The organism is Rhodanobacter sp. IGA1.0 (assembly GCF_040208325.1).
GTDB lineage: Bacteria > Pseudomonadota > Gammaproteobacteria > Xanthomonadales > Rhodanobacteraceae > Rhodanobacter > Rhodanobacter spathiphylli.
The window spans coordinates 339,214-352,873 of record NZ_CP157948.1 but is presented as its reverse complement, the minus strand read 5'-3'; the positions used below and the strand labels follow the sequence as shown (position 1 = coordinate 352,873).

The 13,660-nt window shown below is 67.1% G+C and carries 10 protein-coding genes; 3 read left to right on the top strand and 7 right to left on the bottom strand.

Annotated features, from left to right (window positions below; translation table 11 throughout):
- The first annotated feature begins 23 nt into the window (after nt 1–23).
- Nucleotides 24–1,097, top strand: coding sequence for a GGDEF domain-containing protein (locus ABNK63_RS01515; protein WP_350016493.1), 1,074 nt, complete (start codon nt 24–26; stop codon nt 1,095–1,097).
- A gap of 186 nt (nt 1,098–1,283) precedes the next feature.
- Here the strand turns inward: ABNK63_RS01515 and ABNK63_RS01510 are convergent, their stop codons facing one another.
- Nucleotides 1,284–2,783, bottom strand: coding sequence for an amino acid permease (locus tag ABNK63_RS01510; protein ID WP_350016492.1), 1,500 nt, complete (start codon nt 2,781–2,783; stop codon nt 1,284–1,286).
- A gap of 197 nt (nt 2,784–2,980) precedes the next feature.
- Between ABNK63_RS01510 and ABNK63_RS01505 the strand changes: the two genes are divergently transcribed.
- Entirely contained in the window at nt 2,981–5,479 is a 2,499-nt protein-coding gene (locus ABNK63_RS01505; RefSeq protein WP_350016491.1) for a TonB-dependent receptor, read from the top strand.
- A gap of 69 nt (nt 5,480–5,548) precedes the next feature.
- Here the strand turns inward: ABNK63_RS01505 and ABNK63_RS01500 are convergent, their stop codons facing one another.
- The 4 genes from ABNK63_RS01500 to ABNK63_RS01485 all read right to left on the bottom strand — a co-directional run bounded on the left by ABNK63_RS01500 (nt 5,549) and on the right by ABNK63_RS01485 (nt 9,721).
- Entirely contained in the window at nt 5,549–6,817 is a 1,269-nt protein-coding gene (locus ABNK63_RS01500) for a sterol desaturase family protein (protein WP_350016490.1), read from the bottom strand.
- Nucleotides 6,814–7,560 carry a lysoplasmalogenase gene (locus ABNK63_RS01495; RefSeq protein WP_350016489.1) on the bottom strand — a complete coding sequence of 249 codons (747 nt, stop codon included), beginning with the start codon at nt 7,558–7,560 and terminating at the stop codon, nt 6,814–6,816. Before ABNK63_RS01495 ends, ABNK63_RS01500 begins: the two co-directional genes overlap by 4 nt.
- Nucleotides 7,561–7,643: 83 nt before the next feature.
- Nucleotides 7,644–7,901, bottom strand: a complete 258-nt coding sequence (locus ABNK63_RS01490) for a hypothetical protein (protein WP_238530868.1) — start codon at nt 7,899–7,901, stop codon at nt 7,644–7,646.
- A gap of 122 nt (nt 7,902–8,023) precedes the next feature.
- Complete coding sequence (locus tag ABNK63_RS01485) at nt 8,024–9,721, bottom strand: sulfatase-like hydrolase/transferase (RefSeq protein ID WP_350016488.1); 1,698 nt, start codon at nt 9,719–9,721, stop codon at nt 8,024–8,026.
- 251 nt (nt 9,722–9,972) lie between these two features.
- On the opposite strand from ABNK63_RS01485, the gene ABNK63_RS01480 reads away from it, so the two are divergent.
- On the top strand, nt 9,973–12,000 hold the full coding sequence (locus tag ABNK63_RS01480; protein WP_350016487.1) for a bifunctional 2',3'-cyclic-nucleotide 2'-phosphodiesterase/3'-nucleotidase: 2,028 nt from the start codon (nt 9,973–9,975) through the stop codon (nt 11,998–12,000).
- Nucleotides 12,001–12,545: 545 nt separating this feature from the next.
- Here the strand turns inward: ABNK63_RS01480 and ABNK63_RS01475 are convergent.
- Both ABNK63_RS01475 and ABNK63_RS01470 read right to left on the bottom strand, forming a co-directional pair.
- Nucleotides 12,546–12,848 (bottom strand): hypothetical protein, encoded by a 303-nt coding sequence (locus ABNK63_RS01475; protein ID WP_350016486.1) that lies wholly within the window; start codon nt 12,846–12,848, stop codon nt 12,546–12,548.
- A 244-nt stretch (nt 12,849–13,092) separates the two neighbouring features.
- On the bottom strand, nt 13,093–13,407 hold the full coding sequence (locus ABNK63_RS01470) for a hypothetical protein (protein ID WP_350016485.1): 315 nt from the start codon (nt 13,405–13,407) through the stop codon (nt 13,093–13,095).
- Nucleotides 13,408–13,660 lie beyond the last annotated feature (253 nt).

The window sequence follows — 13,660 nt, the reverse complement described above, 5'->3', positions numbered from 1 at the left end:
CGGCTTCACCGCTCGGGAACTTCATGCACGACCTGCTCGACCACCTTCCGCGCCACGACGACAGCCTGCAGCAGCGCGACTACCGCAAGTACCTCGCGCAGCGGATGGGGCCGATGATCCATGCGCTGATGCTGGTGGCGACCATCGTCTACCTGGTCGCCGTGCTGGCCAGCAGCGTGCTGCAAAGGCCGCTCCTGTCAGGCTGGCTGCGCGCGTTGCCGCTGCTGCCGCTGGCGCTGGTGACGCTGTCCACCCGGCAGGCGCGCCGGCCACACCTGCTCAGCGCGCTGACCCTGCTGTTCGTGGTGCTGCTGGAGGTGAGCATCAACCTCAATACGTTCGGCAACCCGCATCGGCAGACGATGGTGTTGCCGGGCCTGCTGCTGCCCGTGGTCTCGTCGGTGATCTGGCTCGGCCGCTGGGATTTCGTCGCCGGCATGATCGTCTGCGCGCTGGGCCCGCTGCCGATGCTGCTGCTGGGCAACAGCGACGACGTGCAGGTGGTGCAGTACCTGATCTACATGGCGGTGGCGATCGTGCTGGCCGCGGTGCTGCGCGCGTTCATGGCGCGCACGCTGTTCGAGCAGTTCCGGCTGGAGCGCCGCCTGCGCGAGCAGGCCAATACCGATGGGCTGACCGGGCTGCTGCTGCGCAACCGCTTCCTGCAGCTGTCGCGGCTGGCGCTGGCCGACATCCGGCACCGCGGGCTGCCCGCCTGCGTGCTCTACCTCGACGCCGACCACTTCAAGCCGCTCAACGACGACTTCGGCCACGCCGCCGGCGACGCCGCGCTGATCGCGATGGCCGGCACGATGCGTCGGCAGATGCGTCCGGACGACCTGATCGGGCGCATCGGCGGCGAGGAGTTCGCGATGCTGATGCCCGGCCTCGACCTGGCCCAGGCGACCCAACGGGCCGAACAGTTGCGGCTGGCGATCCACGCCATCCAGCGCCCCGACGGGCGCATGAGCGTCAGCATCGGCGTGGTCGAATGCCGGGACGGCGAAGCGATCGAGACCCTGCTGGTCCGCGCCGACCGGGCGATGCGCCAGGCCAAGCGCGCCGGCCGCGACCGCGTGGCCAGCACGGTCGACTGAGAGGTTGTGAGTTTTTCAACCTCTCAGGTCGGCCAAGGACGGCCGAGCATGAAGCAGTCACGCAAGGGACTGTTTCATGTGAGCGAGTCCGGACATGCGCCGGACTCGCGATAGAAGAAAACCACAGGAAGTGGTTTTCTTCACAGGCCCTGAGCAACGGCGCCGGCGCCCGCCCGGCCTGCCAGATCAGCCGGCCATCTTGCTGCGGCGGATGCCGTAGGCGAAGTAGATCACGCAGCCCAGCGCCATCCAGATGATGAAGCGCTCGTAGGTGATCCACGGCAGGCCGTAGATCAGCGCCGCCGAAAACGCGATGCCCAGCGGCGCGGTGAACCACACCGCCGGCGTGCGGAAGTTGCGCTGCAGGTCCGGCCGGCGCACGCGCAGCAGCATGATCGAGGCGCAGATGATGATGAAGGCGCTGAGCGTGCCGATGTTGACCAGCTCGGCCACCTCGCCGATCGGCAGCAGTCCGGCGACCAGCGCGGTGAACACGCCGAGGATCAGGGTCGGCCGCGCCGGCGTGCCGAAGCGCGGGCTGACCTTGGCGAACCAGGCCGGCAACAAGCCGTCGCGGGCCAGCGCGAACCAGATCCGCGCCGCGCCCAGCATGAAGGCGAACAGCACGCTGGTGACGCCGATCACCGCCGCCGCGGCGATGGCCACGCTGAGCCAGTGCAGGCCGATCTGTTCGAACGCGTCGGACACCGACGCCTCGCCGCCGAGGTTGCTGTAGTGGGTGATGCCGGTAAGCACCAGCGAGACCGCGATGTACAGCACCATCGCGATCGCCAGCGACAGCAGCACCGCGCGCGGCAGGTCGCGCTGCGGGTGCTTGGACTCCTCCGCCGCGGTGGTCAGCGTGTCGTAGCCGAACACCGCGAAGAACACCACGCTGGCGCCGGTCAGCACGCCCGACCAGCCGAAGTGGCCGACACCGCTGGCGGCGTCGACCACGCGGGCGGGCACGAACGGATGCCAGTTCGCCGGGTCGATGTAGAACACGCCGACCAGCACCACCAGCAGCACGCCGATCACCTTGATCGCCACCACCAGGGTGTTGAAGCGCGCGCCCCACTCGGTGCGCACGGTGAGCAGGATCGCCACGCCGATCGACACCGCCGCCGCGATCACGTTGAAGCGGTGGCCGTCGCTGGGCCCGGCGATCGCCGCGGAGCCGTGCAGGCCGAACAGTTGCTGCAGGTAATACTGCATGGTCTGCGCGCTCATGCTCTGCTGCGCCCACTCCGGCAGGTGCACGCCGGCGGAGTTCAGCAGCACCTGCACGTAGCCGGACCAGCCGATCGCCACCACCGCGACCACCAGCGCGTATTCCAGCAGCAGGTCCCAGCCGATGATCCACGCGGCGAACTCGCCGAGCACCGCGTAGCCGTAGGTATAGGCGCTGCCGGTGACCGGGATCAGCCCGGCGAACTCGGCGTAGCACAACGCCGCGCAGGCGCTGCCGAAACCGGCGATCAGGAAGCTGATGGCCACCGCGGGGCCCGCGTTCATCGCCGCCTGCTGGCCGGCCAGCACGAAGATGCCCACGCCGATGATGCCGCCGATGCCGATCGCGGTGAGTTGCCACAGGCCCAGCACCCGACGGAAGTCGCTGCGGGTGCCGGCTTCGGCCTGCAACTGTTCGATCGTCTTGTGCCGCACCAGCTTGCCGAGGAAACCCATTGCACACCCCTGATCGCATGACCGCCGGAAACCAGCGGCGATCATAGCGAATACCGCCCATCGTGTTGGCCCGTGCGCGGCATGCTGCGCTGCACCTGTACACCTGCGCGCGACGCGGGCGAACATGCGTCCACGCATCCACGACCGGCCCGCGGGCGGGCGGCGATAGAGGCGACCACGACCCGGGGAATACATCCATGTTCATCCGCACCCATCGTCTGGCTGCCGGCATCGCCTGCGCCCTGCTTGCCGGCTCGTTCGGCGTGTCGGCCAACGCTTCGGCGCAGGACACCAGCCCGCCGCCGGCAGCGGCCACCACGAATGCCACCGAGCTGGGCAAGATCACGGTGACCGCGCAGAGCCGTACACAGGAAGTGCAGGACGTGCCGATCGCGATGGACATCGTCACCGCGAAGCAGCTCGACATCATCGCCGCCACCGATCTCAGCCAGACCAACCTGTTCGTGCCCGGCGTGGTGATCGACGGCAGCGACCCGACCCAGCCGACCTACCGCATGCGCGGCATCGAGACCAACGACTTCGGCATCGGCACCGACTCGGCCGTCGGCGTCTACGTCAACGGCGTCTACCAGACGCGCTCCGGCGGCGCGCTGATGGCGCTCAACGACGTGGCCCGGGTCGAGGTGCTGAAAGGCCCGCAAGGCACCCTGTTCGGCCGCAACACCGCCGCTGGCGCGATCTCGATCGTCACCAACGAGCCGACCGACAAGCTCGAGGGCAAGGCCCGCGTGCGCTACGGCGAGTACGGCAGGCGCTACGGCGACGCCCTGCTCAACGTGCCGGTGAACCAGGACCTGGCCGTGCGCATGAGCTTCCTGGACAACCAGAGCAACGGCTATCTCAGGGATGCCGTCACCGGCCAGCACTACGGCAAGGACGACGAATGGGGCGCGCGGATGGTGGCGCGCTGGCAGGTCACGCCCGACAGCACCGTGCACCTGTCGTGGGACCATGATCGCCTGAAGCAGCCATCGCGCATGGACGTGGGCCTGATCCCGCTGTCCTCCACCGACCTGTACCAGCGCGCGCCGTTCCCGGCCGATCCGTCGACCTGGTACGACCCGCGCCACGCGCCGTTCTTCAACGACAGCGACAGCGGCCGCGAACGACGCCAGTACAACGGCTGGACCCTGGCCTTCGACCACGGCTTCGACTGGGGCGGTTTCAGCTCGACCACCAACTACGCGGCCTACAACATCTCGCACGTCGAGGACGGCGACGGCACCAACCACGTCACCACCCATCTCGACACCGGCGTGATCAGCGAGGGGCGCACGCTGTACCAGGAGTTCAAGCTCAACGGCAGCAACGAGCGGGTCGACTGGGTCGCCGGCGCCAGCTATTACATGGAACGCGCCAAACAGACCAGCCTGGCCACGGTGAACACCGACACCTACGACACGCTGGCGATCAACAGCGGCCTCGGCGCCAACTTCACGCCGGACGGCACGCTGTTCCACTACTTCGACTCGCTGCTGCAGGCGTTCGGCCTGCCCTACCGCCTGCTCGGCGACCCATGGACCGAGACGATCAGCAACCACGGCCACTTCAATTCGTACGCGGTGTATGGCGATGCGATCTGGCATGTCACCGACAAGCTCAACATCACCACCGGCCTGCGCTACACCCACGACCGCAAGTATTTCGACTGGTACACGCCGGTGCGCTACGCGCCCCAGCTCGACGCGACGGTCGACCAGCTCGACGCCGCCGGCATCCTGGCGCTGGCGCCGCTGCTCACCGGCGGTGCGCTGAGTGCCGACGCCCTGCGCGCCATCCTCACCCAGAACCAGATCTTCCCCAACGCGGTCGGCCAGCTGGTCAGCAAGGACAACCGCTGGAACGACCTGAGCCCGCGCCTGGTCGCCGACTACAAGTTCACCCCGGACACGATGGCTTACCTGTCGCTGGCCCGGGGCTACAAGGCTGGCGGCTACAACGGCACCGAGCCCGGTTCGCAGTTCCAGCCGGAGAAAGTGTGGAACGCCGAGCTCGGCATCAAGAGCACCTTCCCCGACCAGCACCTGCTGCTGAATGCCTCGATCTACCACTACCGCTACACCGACAAGCAGACCCTGGTGGTGGTGCCGTCCACCGACGGCCTCGGCGTGCCGACCTACCAGGTCAGCAACACCAGCCAGGACGCCACCGGCGTGGACCTGCAGGTGCAATGGGTGCCGCTGGACGATCTGCGGCTGGGCTTCAACGGCAGCTACATCGACTCGAAATACTCCACCGCACGCGTGCCGGCCGGCGTCGACGCCAACGGCGACGCGCTCTACCTGGATGTCTCCGGCCAGCCGGTGGACGAGCCGAAGTTCTCCTACAGCTTCAGCGGCGACTACACCTGGCACGGCGTGGCCCGGGGCGAGCTGAGCTTCCACGCCAACTACGGCTATCGCGGGCGCATGCGCTGCAACGATGCCTCGGTCTACCAGGGCAAGTGCGCCTTGCCGACCAACTTCGACTTGGGCGAGCCGCAGCAACGCACCGACCTGCGCCTCGACTGGAACGCGGCGAACGGCCGCTGGGGCCTCGGCGCCTACGTGCAGAACCTGTTCGACAAGCAGTACGTCAGCGGGCTGGGCACGATCTCGCAGTCGGTGCTGGGCACGCCGTACGCCTACGTCACGCCCCCGCGGATGTGGGGCGTGGAAGCGCGCGTGAAGTTCTGACCGACCCGCCGTCGCTCCCCTGCCCGCAGGGGAGCTGCCCGGAGGGCTGAGGGGTGCTCTTGAGAGACGTCACCCCGTCGCAGCGTCGTGACGCAGCGAAGACGACGGGTGCGGTCCGCCCAGCCAGGGCAGCGCCAGCGCGCTGAGTCCGAACACCACGGCGATGGCCAGCGCGATATGGCCGTCCAGATGGCTGATCCCGAACCAGCGCCTGCCGAGCAGCGGCACGGCGGCGGTGGCCAGCATGCGAAGGCCTTCGGCCCACACCGCCCAGCGCCGGCCTTCCATCAACGCACCGACCACGCACAGGCTGGCGACCAGGTACAGCGCGTACAGCAGCAGGGCGGAAAAGCCGGCGCTGCCGGCCATGCCGAGGAACTGCGTGGCCATGCCCAGCAACAAGGCGAACTGCGCCAGCACGTAGAGCTTCAGCGGCCGCGACAGGGGCGGATCGAAGCGCTCGGTGGGCATGGTGAAGTCCGGTTTCGGGAAGCGCGCCGCCACGTCGACGGGACGCCAGCCCGGCGGCTTGATCCACACCAGCAGCTTGTCGCGCCAGCGCTTCGCATGCCACGCGTCCTGCGCGGTCTTCCAGTACACCTCGGCGTTCGCCCACAGCGGGTTCCAGCTGCGCAGCGGCGAGCGCGTGCCGTAGACCGGCTTGTCGCTGTCATCCTCCTCGACAAAGGTGCCGAACAGGCGATCCCACACGATCAGGATGCCGCCGTAGTTGCGGTCCAGGTAGCGATCGTTCACCGCGTGATGGGCGCGATGGTTGGACGGCGAACAGAACACCCGGTCGAACCAGCCGAGCCGGCCGATCTGTTCGGTGTGGACCCAGAACTGGTACAGCAGGTCGATCAGCGCCACCACCACGAACACCTTCAGCGGCACGCCGACGATCGCCATCGGCAGGTAGAACACCCAGCCCAGCAGCGCGCCGCTGCCGGTCTGGCGCAGCGCGGTGGACAGGTTGTAGTGCTCGCTCTGGTGATGCACCACGTGGGCGGCCCACAGGATGTTCACCTCGTGGCCCATGCGGTGCAGCCAGTAGTAGCAGAAGTCGTAGAACAGCAGCGCGCCGGCCCACACCCACAGGCTGTTCTCCGGCAGCGCGAACAGCGCCAGGTGCTCGACGCACCAGGCATAGATGCCGATCGTCACCAGCTTGGTGAACACGCCGACCAGCTGCGAGATCACGCCCAGCCCGATGCTGTTGATCGCATCGTTGGCCGCGTATGCCTGCCGTCCGCGCAGTTTCGCCACCAGCAATTCGATGCCGATCAGCAGGAAGAAGACCGGTGTGGCCCAGGTGATGATGAGTTCCTGCGTATTCACTTCGCCGCCTCTTTCTCGATCGAAGGCTCGACGCGCTGCACCGAGCGCGCGATCCACCACAACGCCAGATAGTACGCCGCCAGCACCCACAGGCTGGACCACGGCAGCGGACCATCGAAGCGGTTCCACGCCAGCAGGCAATCGCTGAGCATGAAGGTCAGGCCGCCGAGCGCCGCCAGACGTGCCGCCGGCGCCTGCGGGTCGCCGCGTTGGGCCAGCACCCGTGCGCGCACCAGCGCCTGGCCGCCCATGCTGGCCAGCACCACCACGTAGACGATCACCGGAATGCGCAGCGCCGGCCCGATCGCGCCCCACAACAGGACCATGTTCACCGCGCCGAAACCCAGCGTGGCCAGCAGCAGCCACGGCCGCGCCGCGAAGCGGCAGTCGCCGGTGAACGCGGCGATGAAACACAGATGGCCGCACAGGAAGGCCAGCAGCCCCGGCACGAACAGGTCGCCCGGCAGCATCAGCAGGACGTCGCCCAGCAGCGAGCAGGCGATGCCGGCAAGCACCAGCCGCCGGTAGCGCGGCGATTGGGCCGGCCGCGACTGCCAGGCCAGCACGAAGATCAGCACGGTGGCCAGCGGCTTGCCCAGCCAGTGCAGCCACTGCCATGCCGGCGACGGATGGCTGGCCGCGAGCAGCGCGCCGGCGATGGCGGCAAACGCCGCCAGCAGGATGGCCGCGGCCAGTCCCCGCGGGTAGCGTGGCGCGGCGGTATCGAAGGCAAGAACGGACATGCGTGGCCCCGTGGACGACTGCCGTCGATCATAGCCGGATGCCGCCACCTGTCGGCCAGGCTTGAACGCCGGGTCGGCCTCGCTCAGCGCGGCGCGGTCGCGCGTCGGCGCGGGCTGCCGTACATCTCGCGATAGACCTCGCTGACCCGCGCCTCCAGCGTGCCGCCCTGGCGCGCCTGGCTGAAGGCCTCATTCAATTGTTTCTCCGCCACATGCAGATGACGCAGGAAACGGCGCTCGTCGCCGGACAGCCCGCACTCGGCCATCTGCTGTTCCAGCGTGGGGTCGACGGGCGGGTCATCGGGCGTGGGGTTCGGGGATGGTGGCAGACGGTCTTTCATGCCGGAAACGAAGCAAGACACTTGCCATTCAGCTTTCCGCCGCGACGCCGCCTCGCTGCGTCACATGGCGCCGGCGTGGATCGGCGCCGCGACGGGAGGGCGGCGCAAACTGCCCCGGGATGTCACTGGTAGACATGCAGCCGGTTGATCGTCCAGGCGTGGTACGAAGCCAGCACCCCGGGAATCGCGCAGTCGTCGTACAGCCCGCTGCAGCGCGTGCGCAATTCGCGCGACGCGGTGAAATACGCATCGGTGGGCACGCCGGCCGCCTGCAACACCATGCCGGGCAGGAAGGCGATGTCGAGCATCGGATACGCCGGCAGCGGCGGGCCGGCGAAATTGCTCTTCACCATGTAGTAGGTCAGGTAGTCGTGATACGGCGCCAGCGCGGGCGGCGTGTTCCGCTGCAGGTCGCGGATGCCGCCATTGAACGAGGGCTGGTGGTCGCCGAAGTGCACCAGCACGGTCGGCTGCGGGCGGTCGAGGAAGGCGCGTTCGAGCCCGCGCATCGCCACGTCCGAATCGTGCAGCCGCGACAGGTAGGTGTCGAAGTTCAGCGCCATGCCCGGCGCAAGCCCGCGCAGCAGGTTGCGGTAGGGCGCCGGCAGCTTGTTCATCGGCTGGTGGTCGTGCGGGCCGTGCTGGTTCAAGGTCAGGATCATGATGAACACCGGCTGCCCCGGCTTCCTGAGCTTGTCGTACAAGCGTTTGGCCGCGGCGAACATCTGCGCGTCGCTTTCCTCCCATTCCTCCAGGCCCAGTTCGTCGGCGCCGTACAGATGGTCGAAACCATAGGCGCGGTACGCGTTGTCGCCGTTGATGAAGCTGGCGCCGGTGGGATACACGCCGATGGTGAGGTAACCCAGCCGGCGCAGTTGCAGCGCCAGCGCATCGTGCACGTTGGGGGCCAGCACGTAGGGCGCATACATGCCGCCGGAGCCGAAGATGTCCTGCGGCATGCCGGTCAGCGCGGCGAACTCGCTGACCCAGGTGCCGCCGCCGAAGGTATGCACGCGCAGCACGCCGTGCCCCCGCGTGCGGGCATCGGGCCGGAACATCGCCACCCGGCACGCCGGCACGTTGCAGTCGGTGTAGTTCGACGGATCGAAGGTGCTTTCCTCCAGCACCTGCACGATGTCCGGATACGGCGGCGGCCGGCTGGCCGGTGCGCCCGACGCGGTGGCGCCCCAGTCGCGCTCGGCCACCTCGTCGCTGGCCATCGGCGGCAACTGCACGTCGGCATCGCGCAGGTTCACGAAGAAATTGGTCAGCTGCGCGTCGTCGGACATCTTCTGCCACGCATTGCGCGCATGGGCCCGGGCGAACGGCCCGGCCGGCAGCATGCACAGCCAGAAACCCAGCGCGCAGGCCGCGATCCCGCCCAGCCGGATCGGCAGCGCCCGCGACGCTCGCAAGCCGGCCAGCAGGCGCCAGTCCCAGCGCCACACCAGGTACAGCAGCGGCGGCAGCAGCAGGCACAGCGCGAGGCCGACGGTGTACAGGTGCGGGTAGTGGCGCAAGGTGTCGATCAGGCTGGTGCGCACGTAGTAGATGAAGTCCGACGGCATCAGCTGCGAATCGAGATAACGCAGCTTCAGCACTGCCACCGACTTCAGCAGCAGGAACAGCCCGCCGCCCACCACCAGTCCGCTGGCAAAACGCCCGAACGCCAGCAGCAGCACGCCGCAACTGCACAGCATCAGCGCCATGATGAAGGCGCGCTGCAGCGGCAGCGGTTCCTGCCACGCCGTCAGCGCGATGCAGCCGCCCAGAAACGCCAGCGCGCACAACACCACCACACCGGCTCGCGATGGGCGCAAAAATAATCGACGCATGCCTGGTCAGTCCCCCTGTAGGACGCTATGGGCGTGGGCAGCGGAAATCGTCCGGACTGCAAACCCTGCCACTCACGCCCTTGTCACCGAGCCGTCATCTTACGGTCTTGGCCGCCGTGCTGCGCGGCGGCGGACTCGCGCCGGCACGGAGCCATTCATCGGCCCCGGCACGCATCCGGCCATGCCGATCTGCTAGTTTCTGCGGCCTGACCCAAGCTCCCCGCCCCGGAATCCCCATGTCGTCACGCCTGTTGCGCACCACCACTCCCCTGCTCGCCCTCGCCGGCGCCCTGCTCGCCGGCTGCGCCGGCCTGCCGTGGCACGGCAACCGGCTGGCCGACGGCGCGCGCGCCAACGTGGCCATCCTGGAAACCACCGACATCCATTCGAACGTGCTCAGCTACGACTACTACAAGCTGAAGCCGGACCCATCGCTGGGCTACGAGCGCACCGCCACGTTGATCCGCCGCGCCCGTGCCGAATTTCCCAACACCTTCCTGTTCGACAGCGGCGACACCATCCAGGGCAGCGTGCTGGCCGACTACCAGGCGCTGGTGAAGCCGGTCGGCTGCGCGCAGGAACTGGCCGTCTACCAGGCGATGGACGCGATGGGCTACGACGGCGGCACCGCCGGCAACCACGAGTTCAACTACGGCCTCGGCTTCCTGTCGCAGGTCACCGGCACGCCGATGAACGTGGACGGCGGCCACGACAACCGCTGCGCCGGCCCGCACTTCCCGCTGGTGCTGGCCAACGTCTACGGCGCGCGCGACGGCAAGCCGATCTTCAAGCCGTGGACCGTGGTGACGAAAACCATCAGCGCCTACACCCCGGACGGCAGCCGCATCGAGGTGCCGCTGAAGGTGGGCATCATCGGCTTCACCCCGCCGCCGATCATGGACTGGGACAAGCAGAACCTGGCCGGCAAGGTCACCGTCAGTGGCGTCGTCGAGGCGGCGCAGAAATACCTGCCCGAGCTCAAGGCGCAGCACCCCGACCTGATCGTGGCGATCCTGCACGGCGGCCTCAACACCGCCCCGTACACGCCGCAGATGGAAAACGCGGGCTGGTACCTGGCCGGCGTGCCCGGCATCGACGCCCTGCTGCTCGGCCACTCGCACACCGAATTCCCCGGCCCGCACTACGCCGGGATGAAGGACGTCGATGCGAAGCGCGGCCTGGTCCGCGGCGTTCCTGCGGTGATGGGCGGCTTCTTCGGCAAGGACCTCGGCGTGATCCGGCTGGTGCTGGATCGCCAGGGTGGCCGCTGGGTGGTCGACCGCGACGAGAGCCACAGCGAAGTGCGCCCGGTCTGCAGCAAGTCAGGCAGCCCGAACAAGTCGGGCTCGCAAGCTGTCGAGTGCGTGCCGGCCGATCCGGCCATCGCGCCGCTGGTGCAACAGGCCCATGAAGCAGCCATCACCTACGTCAACACGCCGATCGGCAACAGCAGCGTGCAAATGAGCAGCTACTTCGCCGACGAGGGCAACATGAGCGCACTGGCGCCGGTCAACGCCGCCCAGGCCGACTACGTGCGCACTGAACTTCCCCGCTCGCACCCCGAGCTGGCCGACGTGCCGGTGCTGTCCGCCGCCGCCGCCTTCCGCACCGGCTTCGGCGGCCCCGACGACTACACCGACGTCGCCGCCGGCCCGCTCACCCTGCGCAGCGCCGCCGACCTGTACTTCTATCCGAACACCCTGGCCGCGGTGAAGACCGACGGCGCCGGCCTCAAGGCCTGGCTGGAAAAATCCGCCGGCCGCTTCAACCGCATCGACCCGGCCAAGGCAGGCGAGCAGCCGCTGATCAACAGCCGCTTCGTCGGTTACAACTTCGACCAGATCCAGGGCGGCATCCACTACGTCATCGACGTGTCGAAACCGGTCGGCCAGCGCATCACCACGCTGAGCTACCAGGGCAAGCCGGTGGCGCCGAGCGACCCGTTCATCATCGTCACCAACAACTACCGCGCCAGCGGCGGCGGCCACTTCCCCGGCCTCGACGGCAGCAACATCGTGCTTGCCGCACCCGACGGCACCCGCGAGATCCTGGCGAAGTGGATCGAGCACAGGAAGCAGATCGGCGTTGCCGACCTCGAGCCCACCTCATGGAACTTCGCGCCTTTGAAAGTGCGCGGGCCTGTGGTGTTCACCGGCGCGGAGAACAAGCTCGGTGTGGCGAAGGCTGCCGGGTTGACGAACATTCGATTGGTGAAGGACAACGGGGATGGGACGGCGATTTACGCGATCGACCTCTCGCATTAAGCGATGCAGCGTGTAGGGCGGGCACTGCCCGCCGCTCTGCCTTTCATTGTTCGATTAGAGCGAAAAGCTTTCGTCTGCCTGCGGCAGCCGAGCCACCTTTCTCTGAGTGGCCAGAGAAACGTGGCCCAAAGAGAGGCCACCCCGCTTCCGCGCCTTGCGGTCGGGCTCCGGGGTTTGTCGACAGGGCATCCTGCCCTGACGCCAAACTGCCTGACATCCATGTCAGGCACCCTGCGGGCTGATCCTCCACCCGCCCGCCGCTGCAGAGGGGCCCCGGTAGAGCAGCGGGCCATCGTGGCCCGCACTCTTCAGAAGAGCCGGAGCAAAGCCGAGGCAAAGCAACCGTGCGTGGCGGCCACCGTGAACGGATGTCATCCCCAAGACGAAGTACACCAACATCATCCCGGCGCCAAACATCCCCACCATGACCCCGAGACGGAAGACGCGGCGCCGCCGACGCATTTTCTTTAGAAGTCGTGTATGCATGTGCCTTACGCTGGAATGAGGCGGCACGCGGGTTTTCGCGCATCCGCTTGAACGGTTGGTTACGCGTCGCCCGATTTCCTGGGCACGCCGAACAAAAGACCTGTAAGGATTGCCAACGGCAATGTCACCACTACAGATAGTTCGTGCATCTTGCTGTATTCGAACACTTCCCTGGAAACCTCGGTGTAGCCACCTTTGGCGCCCAGGAAGTATTCACCCGCCTCTACTTTGCCGCTCAACGCATCGCCGCCAAGGCGATACGCCACTGCGGCAAACACCAGGAAATTGACAACTGCTAAAGCGATGAAAACGGTGTGCGCGACATGGAGAGCTGGATGACGGGTAAAGATATTGGAGCGCATGCGCTTTCCCATTATTCTGACAAAGTTATAGCGGAACCCGCGTGGTCGCCCACACCCAGTCGTGGCTCATTCTAGACTTGATATTCCACCACCCACTCAACGTACTCGATGAGGCGGTTGCGGATACATTTCCAGCAGCAGAGGGTCCATGACATTCGTTGAAGTGGTTCGCGCAGAATTGGAAGCCTGACGCTGAAGTTGAGCGTCGGCGAAGTCGTTCGCCCTGAACAAGATGCTGGACGACTCACCAGAACCGCCACCAGGGCCGCCTTGTTTCTGTTGGTGAAGTGTTGCTATCCGGATACGTAATGCGCTCGGCCTGCGGGTCATATACGGCCAGCCCATGCTTCCGTGCGAGCGAGTGAACGAAAACGGATACGTATTCTGCTTTTGACCAGACAGACGGCATGATGACGTGCCCGGGAGAGCGATCGAGCGCACAGCTCCAGGGACAAAGATCGTGGTCGTCGACGAGGTCGTCCGGGATCGTGTCGATTTCGGGATGCTTCGCAGTCAGTTCGGCGTAGAAAGCGTCGACGGAGGCATGCGGCTCGATCACGCCTCGTCCTAGCACAAGCGTGCATAGAGCAAGCCGGCCTCTTTCTCCGTGAGGCGATCATGCGGGTACCACACACCCAAATCGAAGCTCATCGACCCGCCCGTCCGACGCTTGCTGGGCCCCGCATTGGGGGCATATGCCACGGATGTTCAGCGCTGGCCTGTTGCGCGTCAAGCAGACACTTCCCAAGGTTCGGCGGGCGTTTGCCGGGCGAAGTAGTGCAACGAGCCTGAGGTGCGGGCTCGCTTTTGAA